The organism is Streptomyces sp. NPDC005799, from assembly GCF_040630525.1.
GTDB lineage: Bacteria > Actinomycetota > Actinomycetes > Streptomycetales > Streptomycetaceae > Streptomyces > Streptomyces griseorubiginosus_B.
Genome location: NZ_JBEXXQ010000007.1, coordinates 85,523 through 99,732 on the forward strand (window position 1 = coordinate 85,523; position 14,210 = coordinate 99,732).

The following is a 14,210-nucleotide window of genomic DNA, read 5'->3' on the forward strand; positions in this document are numbered from 1 at the left end:
GCGGGTCCTGTCCGACAAGGGGTTGCTTGCGTCAGGCAAGCACAGGTAGATTACTTGAGTCAAGCAATAGAGGTTCCACCTGAGTCAGGCAAGCAGAACGACAGGGTGGCCGACATGCCGCACGGCTGTCTGTGCGGACACGCCGAAGTCGCCGTCGTGGACGGCGACTCGGCCGAGCGGCGGTTCGTCGCCGCGTACCGCACCGGCGACCGGGTGAGCGGCGCGCCCGCTGCGACAGGTGGCGGGGACACTCCCTTCCGTCAGGTCAGCGTGAGCTCCAGGACCGTGACGGACAACGGCGGCAACGTACTGGTGAACGCCGCTGCCGCGCCGGTGACCGTGCTCGTGGTGGGCACGAGGGCATGCGGGTCGGCCAGGGTGTTGGTGGTGGTGCGTGACGCTCCGCTCAGCACGGTGGCCGTCGCGGTCCTCTTCACCCCCTTGGCCAGCCCCTTCAGCTCGATGGGCACGCTCGCCCTCTGCGTGCCGGAGTTGACGATCGCGAGGCAGAGCCGCCTCCCGGCGCGGGTGGCGACCGTGGCGACGGCAGGCAGCGCACGCGCGGTGGCCGGCAGGACGGTGTCGCCGAGCCGGCTCGTCAGCATGTGCTGCGCCCAGTAGCTGGGTGAGGCGTAGCTGGTCAGGTTGTCGTAGGCGATCAGGTTGGTCGCCCAGACGTTGTCGTTGACGTTGGAGAAGAGGGGTGCGTAGCACTCCATCAGGACCTGGTCGGAGTTGCGGATCAGTCCGGCCAGCCAGGCGGCGTCGCCGAGCGCCGCGTTGAGGTCGGGGGTGGGGCGGCCTTCCTGGGCGGCCCACTCGCCGACGAACACCTTCGTCGACCCGCGGTCACGGTTGTCGTACTTGTGCGTGGCGGCCTGGGCGGCGGACGGCGCGAGGTAGTAGTGCTCGTCGATCAGGTCCGGCGTGCGGCTCGTCACCGTCGTCGAGGCGATCAGCTTCAGATGGGGGTACCTGGCCTTGATCGCGTCGTAGAAGGCGGCGAAGCGCTCGTCGTAGGACCCCGAGGAGTCGAACCAGTCCTCGTTGCCGATCTCCACGAACTCCAGCGGGAACGGCTTGGGGTGACCGTCGGCGGCCCGCTTCGCGCCCCAGGTGCTGCTGGCGGGACCGGTGACGTACTCGATCTCGTCGAGGGCGTCCTGGATGTACGGCTTGAGGGCGTCGCCGGTGACGTGTTCGCCCCGCAGCGAGTAACCGGCGAAGACGGCGAGCACCGGCTGGGCACGCATGTCCTCGACCCACTCCAGGTATTCGAGGAGTCCGAGGCCGTCGGTGGACCAGTAGCCCCAGGCGTCGTCCATGTGGCCGGGCCGCTCCCAGACCGGGCCGACGGTGTTCTTCCAGTTGAACCGCGTCGCGATGGTGTTGCCCTCGAGGAAATTGCCACCGGGGAAACGCAGGAACTTCGGCTTGAGGGCGACCAGTTTCTCCATCAGGTCGACACGCAGACCGTTCGGGCGGTTGTTGTAGGTGGGCGGGAAGAGGGAGACGTGCTGCAGCCAGAGCGTCTGGCCGGCGGCGGACGGGTCGTCGGTGGTCACGGTCAGCCGCGCGTCACCGACCACGGGAACGCCCGAAGGGGTGCGCAGGGTCAGCTCGAAGGGCCGGTCCCGGAACGCGGTGCCCACGTGGGGAAGGCGCGCCGAGGCGTACACGGTCGAGCCGTCCGAGGACTCGATGGCCACCCTGAGCGGGCCGAGGCGTCGGGTCGCCTTGGCGAACAGCCGGGCGGTGTAGGTGGTCCGGGGCCGCACGGGGATGCCCCAGAAGCCGTCGTTGGCCACCCCGGCCCGGCCGCCGGCTCCGGTGGTGGTCGGCAGGACGACCTTGAGGGACCGCGTGAGGACGTCGTTGAGCGGCGTGGAGGTGTCCAGCGCCAGAGTCGTCCCGCCCACCGCGGACCAGTGCACGGGGGAGGTGTCGCCGGCCATCATCGAGCGGTTCTGCACGAGTTCGGCGTAGATGCCGCCCTCGCCGGAGTGGTTGATGTCCTCGAACATCAGGCCGGGCAGGATGGGGGAGACGGCGTGCGCCGGGTTGGCGACGTCCACGCTCAGCAGCGGTGTCGTGCTCTCCACCGGCACCCCCGCCAGCGTGGCGACCTGGTCGGAGGCGAGGGCGGTCGGGAACAGCCATACGTCGTCGATGAGACCGTGCCACTGGTCGACGTGGCCGCCGCTGTAGAGCGCCCGGCCTACGGCGGTGTCGCCGGTGCCGGCCCAGCCGGAGGTGTAGTCGGCCTGGCCCTCCAGCACGCCGTTGACGTAGAGGCGGGTGACGCCGGCCGAGGGGTCGCTGACGCCGACGAGGTGGGTCCAGGTGCCGGTGGTGGGAGCCGAGGCGGCGGCCGCCACGGCGGCACCCTGATCGGCGTCGGAGTCGAGCCGGGCGAAGGCGAAGGTGCCGGTGTCGTCGCGCAGCCCCAGGTAGAAGGCGCTGACGACCTTGCCGTCGATGCTGACGGCGGTCTGGTAGCCGCCCAGCTGGCCCAGGTTGACCCAGGCGGCCACCGTGAACGCCTTGGAGGTGTCGAGGACGGGCCCGGACGCGGTGGCGTTGCCGCCCGCCGTGAGGCTCAGGCTGTGGGCGCCGACCTTGCCGGTGTCCCAGCCCGCCCCGCCCTGGAGGGTCACGGTGTGGGCGTTGCCGGACGCGTCGGCGGCGGAGGTGCCGGAGCCCTCGTCGAAGGTCCAGTGTGCGGCCGCGGTGGGCAGGTCCGTGGCGGTTGCGTCCGCTGCTGGGGCGGAGCGCTCGGCGGCCCGGGCGGGAGCTGCGGCGGCGAAGGTGCCGGCCAGGGAGGCGGCGCCGAGGGCGGTCAGAACGGTTCTGCGGGGCAGTCCGGCTTCCGAAGGCATGTGGGGTTCCTTTGTGAGACGAATCGGCCGGGACGTGGTCGGGGAGGGAAGGGCGGGGGCGCGCAGGCCCGTCGGCGGGGAGGACCGACGGGCCGTCGGTGAGCGGTCGTTGAGGTCAGGGCGCGATGTCCCACTGCTGGCAGACGTTGTCCAGCTGCGCCCACTGGCGCACGGATGTGCCGTTGGCGGTGCCGCAGTTCGCCACGTCGAGGGTCATGCCGCTGTTGACGTTGGTGATCGTGTAGTGCCCGCCGGCCGGAGTGACGTCCCACTGCTGGCAGGTGTTGCCCAGTGACGCCCACAGCTGCGCCGCGGTGCCGTTGCCGATGCCGCAGTTCTTGTCGTCCAGCACCGTGCCGCTGTTGACGTTGGTGATGGTGTAGTGGCCGTTTCCGGCGCTGGCGAACTTCCACTGCTGGCAGGTGTTGCCGAGGGAGGACCACAGGTCGACGGCGGTGCCGTTGGCGGTGCCGCAGTTGACGGCGTCCAGCACCTTGCCGCTGTTGGGGTTGGTCAGCCGGTAGGCGGTGCCGGTGACCGGGAAGGTCTGGGCGGCCTGGGTGTAGCCGACGGAGACGATGTTGGCCTGCACCGCGTTGTCGGCCGCGTCGGTCGGGTAGCCGGAGGTCATGACGCCCTCGAAGAACGAGCCGTCGGACCAGTTGCTGTCGTCGCCGCCGGTGCCGAGGACGATGGCGCCCTCCTTGTGCATCGGCATGTAGCCGGTGGTGGTCGGCAGACTGCCGTTGTAGTCGGTCTTCAGGGTGCCGGACTGGGCGTTGCCGTCCTTGATGGCGTAGGTGGTGGTGCCGTTGTTCTTCTCCAGCGCCGTGACGAACGTGCTGGAGTTGCCCGTGTTGTTGCTGTTGGTTCCGTTTCCGCCGGCGAACAGGCCGTTCTCCAGGTCGGCCATGACCCAGGGGCCGGAGCCGGAGCAGGGCGTGAACCAGCACTCCGTGCCGAAGTTGACGGCGTCCATGTGGCCGTTGCCGGTGTCCTTGCTGTTGGTCTCGGCGTTGCCGTAGTCGAAGCAGCAGTTGCCGTCGACGTGGTGGCCGCTGGTGACCATGTAGGTGCCCTCCGGCTGGCTGCCGGTGGCGATCCCGGTGGTGCTGTTGTCGCGGTAGCCGACGCCGGCCTGCACGGAGACCCCGTACACCTTGTGGCCGCCCGCCGTGACGGGCAGGGCGTTCGCGATGGCGCCGACGTCCTGCCCGCCGTTGCCGCCCGGGCCCTCGACGGTGAGGTTGTTGCCCTTGCCGCTCTGGTCGAAGATCTCGGTGATGACGCACTCCGTGCCGGAGCAGAAGGAGTCCTGGGCCGCCGCGTTGGCGTAGCCGCCGGCGGTGAGCGTCCCGATGTTCGTCGTCGTGTTGTCGGACAGACGCGTGACCTGGTAGAGCGCGCCGCTGTACGAGGCGAACAGCGCCCGCGTGGTGCTGTGCGCGGCTACGCAGGGCGTGCCCGCGGCGGAGTAGATGTCACAGGGGAGGGACGAGGCGGCCTGGGCCGTGCCCGCGGTACCGATGGCCGCGGCCAGGATGCCGGCGAGGAGGGCGAGGACCGCGCCCACCACCCTGAGCCGGAGACCTCTCAGGTGTCTGACTGTCACTGTGAACCTCTTCCGTCGTGCGTGCCGGTCCCGCGGCGTGCGCAGGGGCAGGGGGAGGTCCGCTGTCTGCGGACGAGGGATTGTGAGCGTTAACAAGCGAGCACGTCAGACGCCGTCACTCATCCGGAAGCGTCGGGGGAGCGGGGGTGCGGGGTGCGGCTGTGGCGGTTCACGTGCGGCTCTGTACTCGGGCGGATGGGGTGATCGCCCGGTCTCGCGACTCCGTCTTTCTACGCTTCGATGAATAGCCGGTCAACTCTCCTGAACGGTCAAGAGAGTGGAAACAAAAGCTTTGAACTCTGCTTCCTCTGCCGTGCATTGAGGGCTCTGCGGCGGATTGCACCGGGGGAAACCCGCAGTTCGCGAGGGATTCCCCGCCCATGGCAACGCTGTCGGAGCATTCGACGACAGGTCTGTCTCATGCCTTGACCCCTCCGGATTGTGTGCGTTAACAATTCCCACGACAGCCAGTGAGGAGGTGGAGCATGGACACGGAACGCGCACCGGTGATGGCGGACGTGGCCCGGCTCGCGGGCGTGTCGCACCAGACGGTCTCGCGGGTCCTCCACGACCACCCGAACGTACGGGCCGCCACCCGCGACCGGGTCCTGGCCGCGGTCCGCGAGCTCGGCTACCGCCCCAACGCGGCCGCCCGCACCCTGGCGACCCGCCGCACCCGCACCCTGGGTGTGATCAGCTTCAACACCACGCTGTACGGCCCCGCCTGCATGCTCTACGGCATCGAGCAGGCGGCCCGACAGCACGAGTACTTCGTCACCGTGGCCGCCGTCGGCACACTCGACCGACGGTCCGTGCTGGACGCCGTGGACCGGCTGCGCGACCAGGGCGTCGAAGGAATCATCGTGATCGCGCCGCAGACCTCCGCGATCGCCGCACTGGCCAACGTCCCCTCGGACGTGCCCCTGGTCGCGGTGGGCTGCGGGACCCACGCCGCGCTGGCCTCGGTGGCGGTGGACAACGAGGCGGGTGCCGAACTCGCCACCAACTACCTGCTGGACCTCGGCCATCGCACGGTGCACCACCTGGTCGGACCGCGTTCCTGGCTCGACGCGCAGGAACGCGAGGCCGGTTGGCGCGGCACCCTGGAAAAGCGGGGCGCCCCGGTGCCCGAGCCGCTCGCGGGTGTCGACTGGACGGCCCGCACCGGATACGAGCTCGGCCGACGCGTCGCCACCGACCCCGATGTCACGGCGGTGTTCTGCGCCAACGACCACATGGCACTCGGCCTGCTGCGGGCCCTGCAGCAGGCCGGGCTGCGGGTGCCCGAGGACATCAGCGTGGTGGGTTTCGACGACATGCCGGAGACCGAGTACTTCGGCCCGTCGCTGACCAGCGTCCGCCAGGACTTCGACGAACTCGGCCGGCGCGCCCTGCGGCTACTGATCGAGATCGTCGGAGACCCCGACGCGGGGCTGGAGATGGCCGACGAGACGCACCACATCGTCATCCCGCCCACCCTCGTGGTGCGCACCTCGGCGACCCGCCCCCGACCCTGAATGAGGGAGTCCGTATGGACTGCTGCCAATCAGCATGACCCAACCTCAACTCGGCTGTTGCCATTGCCAGTTGAGCGAATTGCCTGACTGACCGTCAGGCACCTGTCACTGCGCCGTCGGCCCCGCCCCACCGCCGCGACGAGCGCCTCCTGAGCCTCGTACCGCTCCGCCGTGGACCCACCCATCCCCCTCGCCGGGACGCTCCGGCATGCCCGTTCGCGGCCCCGTCATCCCCACCTGCCCACCTCCGCTTCCGGCAGTGGGCTCCGCCACCCCGAAAACGCCTAGAAGGGCGCAGATCAATGATGATCCGTAGCAGAAGGTCCCGCACCGTGATCGCCGCGACAGCGGTGCTCATCTCGCTCGCCGCCGCCGGTTGCTCCAAGAACTCCGGCAGCTCCTCCAGCCAGGCCGGCGCCGGCTCGGCGAGCTCCAGCGCGGCCCCGGTCGCCCTGTCCGGGTCCGTCACCTTCAACCAGACGAGCCTGGCCAAGCTCGACGCGGCGCTGAAGTCCGCCCTGGCCGGCAAGGACCTGTCCAAGGTCGACATCGCGATGGTCGTGAACGTGGCCGCCGACTACTGGAAGGCGGGCCAGGTCGGCTTCCTCAAGGGCTGCTCCGACCTCGGCATCGCGAAGAGCAAGTGCACCTACTTCGCCCCGCCCAACGGCAAGTTGACGGAGCAGAACTCGGAGCTGGAGACCCTGCGCTCGCAGGGCGTCACCGGTTACTCGATCTCCGCGATCGACCCGACCTCCGCCGCCGGGACCATCCACACCGACGTGCAGAAGGGCATCGACGTCCTGGCGATCGACTCGCCGCTGCCGGGCACCGACGCCGCCTCGCTCTACCTGGGCACCCCGAACTACACCGCGGGCTTCCAGGCGGGCACCGCGATGAAGCAGGTGCTCGGCGGCAAGGGCAAGGTGGCGATCCTGGTCGGCTCGCTCACCGCGTCGAACGCCACCCAGCGCATCGCGGGCTTCGAGGCCGCCCTCAAGGGCACCCAGATCACGGTCGCGCAGAAGGTCAACGACAACCTCCAGGCCAGCACGGCGACTTCGGACGCCGAGACCATCCTGGCCAACAACCCCGACGTCAACGGCCTGTACGGCGTGTACTCCTACGACGGACCCGCACTCGCGCAGGCGGTCACCTCGGCGGGCAAGTCCGCGTCCGTGCACATCGTCTCCGACGACTCCGACGCCCAGACGCTGAAGTTCATCCAGTCCGGCGTGATCTCCGGAACCGTCGTGCAGATGCCGTACCAGCAGGGATACACCGGGGCGTACCTCCTCGCCGCGGAGAAGGTGCTGGGCAAGGCCAAGACCACGGCGATCGTCAAGCCGTACCTGGAGAAGGACGGCTCGACCCTGAGCTCCGGCGTGGGCCTGGTCACCAAGTCCGACCTCAGCGCCTACCAGTCCCTCGAGTCGCAGCTCGGGATCGGCTGAGCATGACGGCCACCAACAACGCCCCGGGCCGCGCGATCACCGCGCGGCTGCGGGGAGTCCACAAGTCCTACGGGCCGGTCCGCGTCCTGGACCTGCCCGAACTCGACCTGTACGCCGGTCAGGTGATCGGCGTGGTGGGCGAGAACGGCGCCGGAAAGTCCACGCTGATGGGGACGCTGGCCGGCTCGGTCCACCGGGACGGCGGCGAGATCCTGGTCGACGGCCAACCTCTCGTCGCGGGGTCCACCGAGGCGGCCGGGCAGCTCGGCATCGCCATGGTCTCGCAGGAGTTCCCACTGGTCGGACAGCTGTCCGTGGCGGAGAACCTGCTGCTGGGCCGCCGACCGCGCAAGTCGAAGCGGCGGCTGCTGGTGGACCGTGCGGCACAACGGGCCGAGGCGGAGGCGATGCTGGCGGAGATCGGCCTGTCCGCCAGGACGATCCCGGTCAGCCGGGAGGTGCGCACCCTTCCGGTGCCGACCCGGCAGATGATCGAGATCGCCAAGGCCTGGGGCCGCGAACCCAAGCTGCTGATCCTGGACGAACCGACCTCCTCCCTGGGCCCGGTCGAGGCCGAGATGGTCCTGGGCCTGGCCCGGCAACTCGCCGAGCGCGGCGGCACGGTGCTGTTCATCGGGCACCGTCTGGATGAGGTCCGCGACATCAGCGACCGCGTCCTGGTGCTGCGCAACGGCAAGCTGGTGGCCGACCTCGAACCGGCCGAGGCCACCGAGGAACGGCTGATCCGGGAGATGGTGGGCGGTGAGGTCGCCCAGGGCGAGCCGAAGGCACCGCCCGCGACCAGCCCCGTCCTGCTTGAGGTCGAGGGCCTGACCGCGGACGGTCTGGGACCGGTCGACCTGGAGGTGCGCGAGGGCGAGATCCTCGGCGTCGCCGGGCTCATGGGCTCCGGCCGCAGCCGCCTCGTCCACACCATCGCCGGCGCGCAGCCCTCCACGGGCGGCCGGATGCTGCTGGGCGGCGAGTCCTACCACCCGCGCGGCGCGGGCGACGGCGTGGCGGCCGGGATCGCCCTGATTCCCGAGGACCGCAAGGAACAGTCCCTCGTACTGTTCGCGTCGATCCGCTCCAACGTCCTCGTCTCGGTGCTCAAACGGATCAGCACCCGGGGCCTGCTCGGTCCGGGACGCGAGCGCGCCGAGGCCCGGAAGATCGCCGAGAACGTCAACGTCCGGATGCAGTCGGTGGAGCAGCCGATCGGCTCCCTGTCCGGAGGCAACCAGCAGCGTGCCGTCTTCGGCCGGGCCTTCGCCGCCGAACCGCGCCTGCTGCTGCTCGACGAGCCCACCCGCGGCGTGGACGTGGGCGCGAAGGCCGAGATCTACAAGCTGATCGACCGGGCGGCCGAACAGGGCATGGCGGTGGTGGCCGCCTCCTCCGAGCTGGAGGAACTGCTGTGGATCTGCCACCGCATCGCGGTGATGAACCACGGCCGGGTCGTCACGGTCATCGACCGGGCCGACGCCACCAAGGAACGGATCATGACGGCCGCGGCCGGCACGTCCGCGCTCGACCGGAAAACCCCCGACCAGGAAGAACTGACGAACGGAGCCACAGCATGAGCGCGCAGAGCACGCTCGCACCCGAGGAGGCCGCGCCCAAGTCGCGCCCGGCCGCGGCGACTCTCGCCCGTAAGCTCGCCGCCTCTCCGGAGGCCGGAGTCATCATCGCCTGCGTTCTGGTGTTCGTCGGGATCGCGGCCAACGCCGACACCTACACCGCGGTGGGCAACCTCCAGGTGATGGGGCGCGACCTGGCGCAGGTCGGGATCCTCGCCATCGGCGAGTCGCTGGTCATCCTCACCGGCGGCATCGACCTGTCGGTGGGCGCGCTGGCCGGCCTGGCCGGCATCCTCGCCGCCTGGATGAACGTCAACGAGGGCATGCCCGCGCCCCTCGCGATCCTTCTCACGCTGGTGATCACGGCCTGCGTCGGCCTGTGGCACGGCATCATGGTCACCCGCCTCAACGTGCCGCCGTTCGTGATCACCCTGGTCACCTACACCGTCGCGCAGGGCATGGCGCTCGCCATCACCAGCGGCTCGCCCATCAACAACCTCGACCCGATGTTCAGCAACCTCAGCCAGTACTACATCGGCCAGATCCCGGTCCCCGCCCTGTTCTTCGTCGGCGCCGCCGCTGTCGCCTGGTTCGTCCTCGAACGCACCTACGTGGGGCGCCAGATCTACGCGGTCGGCGGCAACAAGGAAGCCGCCCGTCTCGCGGGTATCCCGACCGCCCGCCGCATCACCTCCACCTACATCGCCAGCGCCGTGCTCGCCGGTGTGGTCGGCATCCTGGTGATCGGCCGTATGAACGTGGCCGACCCCTCGGTCGGAGCGGGCTGGGAACTGACCGCGATCGCCGCCGCGGTGGTCGGCGGGATGTCCCTCTCCGGCGGCGAGGGCCGCATCGCCGGCATCGCGGCCGGCGCGATCCTGCTGGAGTTCATCACCAACGGACTGCTCGCGCTCAAGGTCAGCCCGTACGACCAGCAGGTCGTCCAGGGAGCGGTGCTCGGCGTCGCCATCCTGCTCGACCGGGTGCGCGCCCGCTACTTCGGCAGAAGCCGGGCCTGAGCGCCCGGCGCGCCGGGCGAGTCCGCCGCCTACGACGCGGTCGCCCTCTCGGCGTCTTCAGAAACTCGAACGACGGTCGACATATCGAATACGCCTGTACAGAGGAGGAGGCTGATGGTGAACAACGGGGACGAGACATCCGGAAACCCGGAACCCTGCGTCGTGGGTGTCGACTTCGGGACCCTGTCCGGCCGTGCCGTGGTGGTCCGGGTGCGCGACGGGGCCGAGTTGGGGACGGCGGAGCACGTGTACCGGCACGCGGTCCTCGACCGTGAGCTGCCGGACGGCACGCGGCTGCCCCCGGACTGGGCGCTGCAGGTGCCCTCGGACTACATCGACGTCCTGCGCGACGCGGTGCCGGCGGCGCTCGCGGCCGCCGGCGTCCGGCCGGAGCAGGTCGTCGGCATCGGCACGGACTTCACCGCCTGTACGGTCCTGCCGGTGCTGGCGGACGGCACGCCGCTGTGTGATCTGCCCGAGTACGCCGCTCGTCCGCACGCCTATGTGAAGCTGTGGCGCCATCACGCCGCGCAGGGGCAGGCCGACCGGATCAACGCGCTGGCCGCGGAGCGCATGGAGCCGTGGCTGGAGCGCTACGGCGGGAAGATCTCCTCGGAGTGGGAGTTCGCCAAGGCGCTGCAGGTGCTGGAGGAGGATCCGGGGATCTACCGGCGTATGGAGCGCTGGGTGGAGGCGGCGGACTGGATCGTGTGGCGGCTGTGCGGGGGGTATGTCCGCAACGCGTGCACCGCCGGGTACAAGGGCCAGTACCAGGACGGCAGGTACCCCTCCCCGGCCTACCTGGAAGCACTCAACCCCGACTTCGCGGGCTTCGTCACCGACAAGCTGGAGCAGTCGATCGGCCAACTCGGCGACGCGGCTGGCACGTTGACCGCCGAGGCTGCGGCCTGGACGGGGCTGCCGGAGGGCATCGCGGTGTGTGTCGGCAACGTCGACGCCCATGTCACCGCACCCGCCGCCGGCGCCGTGGAGCCGGGGCAGATGGTCGCCATCATGGGCACCTCGACCTGCCATGTGATGAGTTCCGACCAGCACGGTGTGGTGCCGGGCATGTGCGGGGTGGTGGACGGGGGGATCCTGCCGGGCCTGTGGGGGTATGAGGCGGGACAGAGCGGGGTCGGCGACATCTTCGCCTGGTTCGTGCGCACCGGCTTCCCGGCCGGGTATGCCGAGCGGGCCGCCGCGGCCGGCCAGGGTCCGCACGAGTACCTGACCGATCTCGCAGCCGGGCAGAAGGTCGGTGAACACGGCCTGGTGGCCCTCGACTGGCACAGCGGCAACCGCTCCGTCCTGGTCGACCACGAACTCAGCGGTGTCATCGTGGGCCAGACCCTCTCGACCCGACCGGAGGACATCTACCGGGCGTTGCTGGAGGCCACCGCGTTCGGCACCCGCACCATCATCGAGGCCTTCGAGAAGTCCGGGGTGCCGGTCGACGAGCTGATCATCGCGGGCGGTCTGACGAAAAACGCACTCCTCATGCAGATCTACGCAGACGTCAGCCGCCGCCCGCTGAGCATCATCGGCTCCACCCAGGGCCCCGCCCTCGGTGCCGCCATGCACGCGGCGGTCGCCGCCGGGGCCCACGGCGACATCCAGGCCGCCGCAGCGGCGATGGGCAAGGCGGACCGGGGCGTGTACCAGCCCGACCCGGAACGCGCCCTGGCCTACGACCGCCTCTACGACGAATACCGCCTGCTGCACGACTACTTCGGGCGCGGCACCAACGACGTGATGCACCGTCTGCGCCGTCTGCGCGCCGAGGCCTCCGCCTGAACCACCCTTGTGAAAGGACATCGCCATGACGACGCAACCGCAGCCCTATGACAGCCACGAGGTGTGGTTCCTGACCGGCAGCCAGCACCTGTACGGGGAGGAGACGCTGGCGCAGGTGGCCCAGCAGTCCCGGCAGATCGCCGACCGCCTCGACGCGGCGGGGGAGATCCCGTTGCGGATCGTGTCCAAGCCCGTCCTGACCGACGCGGAGTCGATCCGGCGGATGTGCCAGGAGGCCACGGTCTCCGACACCTGCGTCGGGGTGATCGTGTGGATGCACACCTTCTCCCCGGCGAAGATGTGGATCGCGGGGCTGAGCGCGCTGGACCGCCCGGTGCTGCACCTGCACACCCAGTACAACCTGTCGCTGCCCTGGTCGAGCATCGACATGGACTTCATGAACCTCAACCAGGCCGCCCACGGCGACCGGGAGTTCGCCCACATCGAGGCGCGGGTGGGTGTCAACCGGAAGATCGTTGCCGGGCATGCCACCGATCCCCGGGTCGTCGGACGCATCGCGGCCTGGTCCCGCGCCGCCGCCGGACGGCACGCGGCCCGCTCCCTGCGCCTGGCCCGGTTCGGGGACAACATGCGCGAGGTCGCGGTCACCGAGGGCGACAAGGTCGAGGCCCAGCTGCGCTTCGGCTATTCGGTCAACACCTACGGAGTCAACGACCTGGTCGCCGTCGTCGATGCCGTCGAGCCCAAGGCGGCGGCCGAACTGGCCGAGGAGTACGTGCAGTCCTACGACGTGGTCCCCGCCCTGCGCCCCGGCGGCATCCGCCACGACGCCCTGCTGTACGCGGCGCGCCAGGAGCTGGGCCTGCGCGCCTTCCTCACCGAGGGTGGCTTCACCGCCTTCACCACCAACTTCGAGGACCTCGGCGGCCTGCGCCAGCTGCCGGGGCTTGCGGTGCAGCGGCTGATGGCCGACGGCTACGGCTTCGGCGGTGAGGGCGACTGGAAGACCTCCGCGCTGCTGCGCACCCTGAAGGTCATGGGCCACCAACAGCCCGGCGGCACCTCCTTCATGGAGGACTACACCTACCACCTCGGCCCCGGAGAGCCCCGCATCCTGGGCGCCCACATGCTCGAGGTCTGCCCCTCCATAGCCGCCGCCCGGCCCAGCTGCGAGATCCACCCCCTGTCCATCGGCGGCCGCGAGGACCCCGTCCGCCTGGTCTTCGACGCCGCCCCCGGCCCCGCCCTCGTCGTCGGCCTCGCCGACCTGGGCGACCGTTTCCGGCTGACCGCCAACGCCGTCGACGTCGTCGCCCCCAGCCGGCCCCTGCCCCAACTGCCCGTCGCCCGCGCCGTGTGGAAGCCGCGTCCGTCACTGGCGGAATCGGCCGAGAGCTGGCTGCTGGCCGGTGCCCCCCACCACACCGTCCTGTCCTCCGCCGTCGACCTGGAGACGCTGAGCGACTTCGCCGCCATGACCGGCGTCGAGCTGCTGACCATCGACGAGAACACCAGCATCGAACAGTTCGCCAAGGAGATCCGCTGGAACGCCGCCTACCACCGACTGGCCCAGGCCCTGTGATGGCAAGCCTGCACGACGAGGTCCTGGCCGCCAACCTCACCATCCCCCACGTCGGCCTCGCCACTTTGACCTGGGGCAACGTCAGCGGCGTCGACCGCGAGGCCGGGGTGTTCGTCATCAAGCCCTCCGGCGTGCCCTACGACCGCCTCACCCTCGAAGACCTGGTCACCGTGCGCCTCTCCGACGGCGCCGTGGTCGCAGGTCACCTGCGACCCTCCACCGACACCGAGACCCACCGCAGCCTCTACCTCGCCTTCCCCTCCATCGGCGGCATCACCCACACCCACTCCACCCACGCCGTCGCTTTCGCCCAGGCCCACCGCGACATCCCCGTCCTGGGCACCACCCACGCCGACACCTTCAACGGACCCATCCCCGTCACCCGCGACCTCACCCCCGACGAGTGCGCGACGGACTACGAGTACAACACCGGCCGCGTCATCGTCGACCTCCTCCACGGCGACGACCAACGCGCGGCGGAGGTCCCCGCCGCGCTGGTGGCCGGGCACGGCCCCTTCACCTGGGGCACCAACGCCCGCAAGTCCCTGGAACACGCCATCATCTGCGAGGCCGTCGCCGACATCGCCCTGCACACCCTCTCCCTCAACCCCACCAACCCACCCCCACCCCACCTCCTCCAACGCCACTACACCCGCAAACACGGCCCCAACGCCTACTACGGCAACCCGGACAAGACGCCGACCTCCGGCTGAGCCGGCGCGGGCGTGCGGAGCAGCGCGGTCGGCGGCTGCCCGCAGGGGCTCATAGTCCGATCGTGTACATCCCGGGGCGGAACACCTTTCCCAGGC

At 70.2% G+C, this 14,210-nt stretch carries 9 protein-coding genes; 7 read left to right on the plus strand and 2 right to left on the minus strand.

Annotated elements, in window-relative coordinates; translation table 11 throughout:
* Window positions 1–260 precede the first annotated feature (260 nt).
* Both ABZ453_RS09105 and ABZ453_RS09110 read right to left on the minus strand, forming a co-directional pair.
* Entirely contained in the window at window positions 261–2,879 is a 2,619-nt protein-coding gene (locus ABZ453_RS09105; RefSeq protein WP_359013132.1) for a LamG-like jellyroll fold domain-containing protein, read from the minus strand.
* A 115-nt stretch (window positions 2,880–2,994) separates the two neighbouring features.
* A complete protein-coding gene (locus tag ABZ453_RS09110; RefSeq protein WP_359013134.1) occupies window positions 2,995–4,491 on the minus strand; it encodes an arabinofuranosidase catalytic domain-containing protein in 1,497 nt (498 codons plus the stop codon).
* Between the two features lie 485 nt (window positions 4,492–4,976).
* Here ABZ453_RS09110 and ABZ453_RS09115 point away from each other — a divergent pair, with 485 nt between their 5' ends.
* The 7 genes from ABZ453_RS09115 (at window position 4,977) to araD (ending at window position 14,114) form a co-directional block, all read left to right on the plus strand.
* Window positions 4,977–6,008: a substrate-binding domain-containing protein gene (locus tag ABZ453_RS09115; protein WP_359013136.1), complete on the plus strand. Its 1,032-nt coding sequence runs from the start codon at window positions 4,977–4,979 to the stop codon at window positions 6,006–6,008.
* A 332-nt stretch (window positions 6,009–6,340) separates the two neighbouring features.
* Entirely contained in the window at window positions 6,341–7,462 is a 1,122-nt protein-coding gene (locus tag ABZ453_RS09120; RefSeq protein WP_359013138.1) for a substrate-binding domain-containing protein, read from the plus strand.
* 2 nt (window positions 7,463–7,464) lie between these two features.
* The gene (locus ABZ453_RS09125) at window positions 7,465–9,045 is read left to right on the plus strand and encodes a sugar ABC transporter ATP-binding protein (protein ID WP_359013140.1); all 1,581 of its coding nucleotides are present in this window, start codon (window positions 7,465–7,467) and stop codon (window positions 9,043–9,045) included.
* Window positions 9,042–10,061, plus strand: a complete 1,020-nt coding sequence (locus tag ABZ453_RS09130; RefSeq protein ID WP_359013142.1) for an ABC transporter permease — start codon at window positions 9,042–9,044, stop codon at window positions 10,059–10,061. The genes ABZ453_RS09125 and ABZ453_RS09130 overlap by 4 nt, the downstream gene beginning before the upstream one ends.
* Before the next feature lie 114 nt (window positions 10,062–10,175).
* Entirely contained in the window at window positions 10,176–11,858 is a 1,683-nt protein-coding gene (araB, locus tag ABZ453_RS09135; protein ID WP_359013144.1) for a ribulokinase, read from the plus strand.
* A 25-nt stretch (window positions 11,859–11,883) separates the two neighbouring features.
* Window positions 11,884–13,401 (plus strand): L-arabinose isomerase, encoded by a 1,518-nt coding sequence (gene araA / locus ABZ453_RS09140; protein WP_359013146.1) that lies wholly within the window; start codon window positions 11,884–11,886, stop codon window positions 13,399–13,401.
* Entirely contained in the window at window positions 13,401–14,114 is a 714-nt protein-coding gene (gene araD / locus ABZ453_RS09145; RefSeq protein ID WP_359013148.1) for an L-ribulose-5-phosphate 4-epimerase AraD, read from the plus strand. Before araA ends, araD begins: the two co-directional genes overlap by 1 nt.
* Window positions 14,115–14,210: the final 96 nt, after the last annotated feature.

Excerpts from the sequence above, each read along its gene's own strand:
- ABZ453_RS09115 (WP_359013136.1), top strand. The coding sequence starts at position 4,977 with ATGGACACGGAACGCGCACCGGTGATGGCGGACGTGGCCCGGCTCGCG.
- ABZ453_RS09130 (WP_359013142.1), top strand. The coding sequence starts at position 9,042 with ATGAGCGCGCAGAGCACGCTCGCACCCGAGGAGGCCGCGCCCAAGTCG.
- araA (WP_359013146.1), top strand. The coding sequence starts at position 11,884 with ATGACGACGCAACCGCAGCCCTATGACAGCCACGAGGTGTGGTTCCTG.
- araD (WP_359013148.1), top strand. The coding sequence starts at position 13,401 with ATGGCAAGCCTGCACGACGAGGTCCTGGCCGCCAACCTCACCATCCCC.
- ABZ453_RS09125 (WP_359013140.1), top strand. The coding sequence starts at position 7,465 with ATGACGGCCACCAACAACGCCCCGGGCCGCGCGATCACCGCGCGGCTG.
- ABZ453_RS09105 (WP_359013132.1), bottom strand. The coding sequence starts at position 2,879 with ATGCCTTCGGAAGCCGGACTGCCCCGCAGAACCGTTCTGACCGCCCTC.
- araB (WP_359013144.1), top strand. The coding sequence starts at position 10,176 with ATGGTGAACAACGGGGACGAGACATCCGGAAACCCGGAACCCTGCGTC.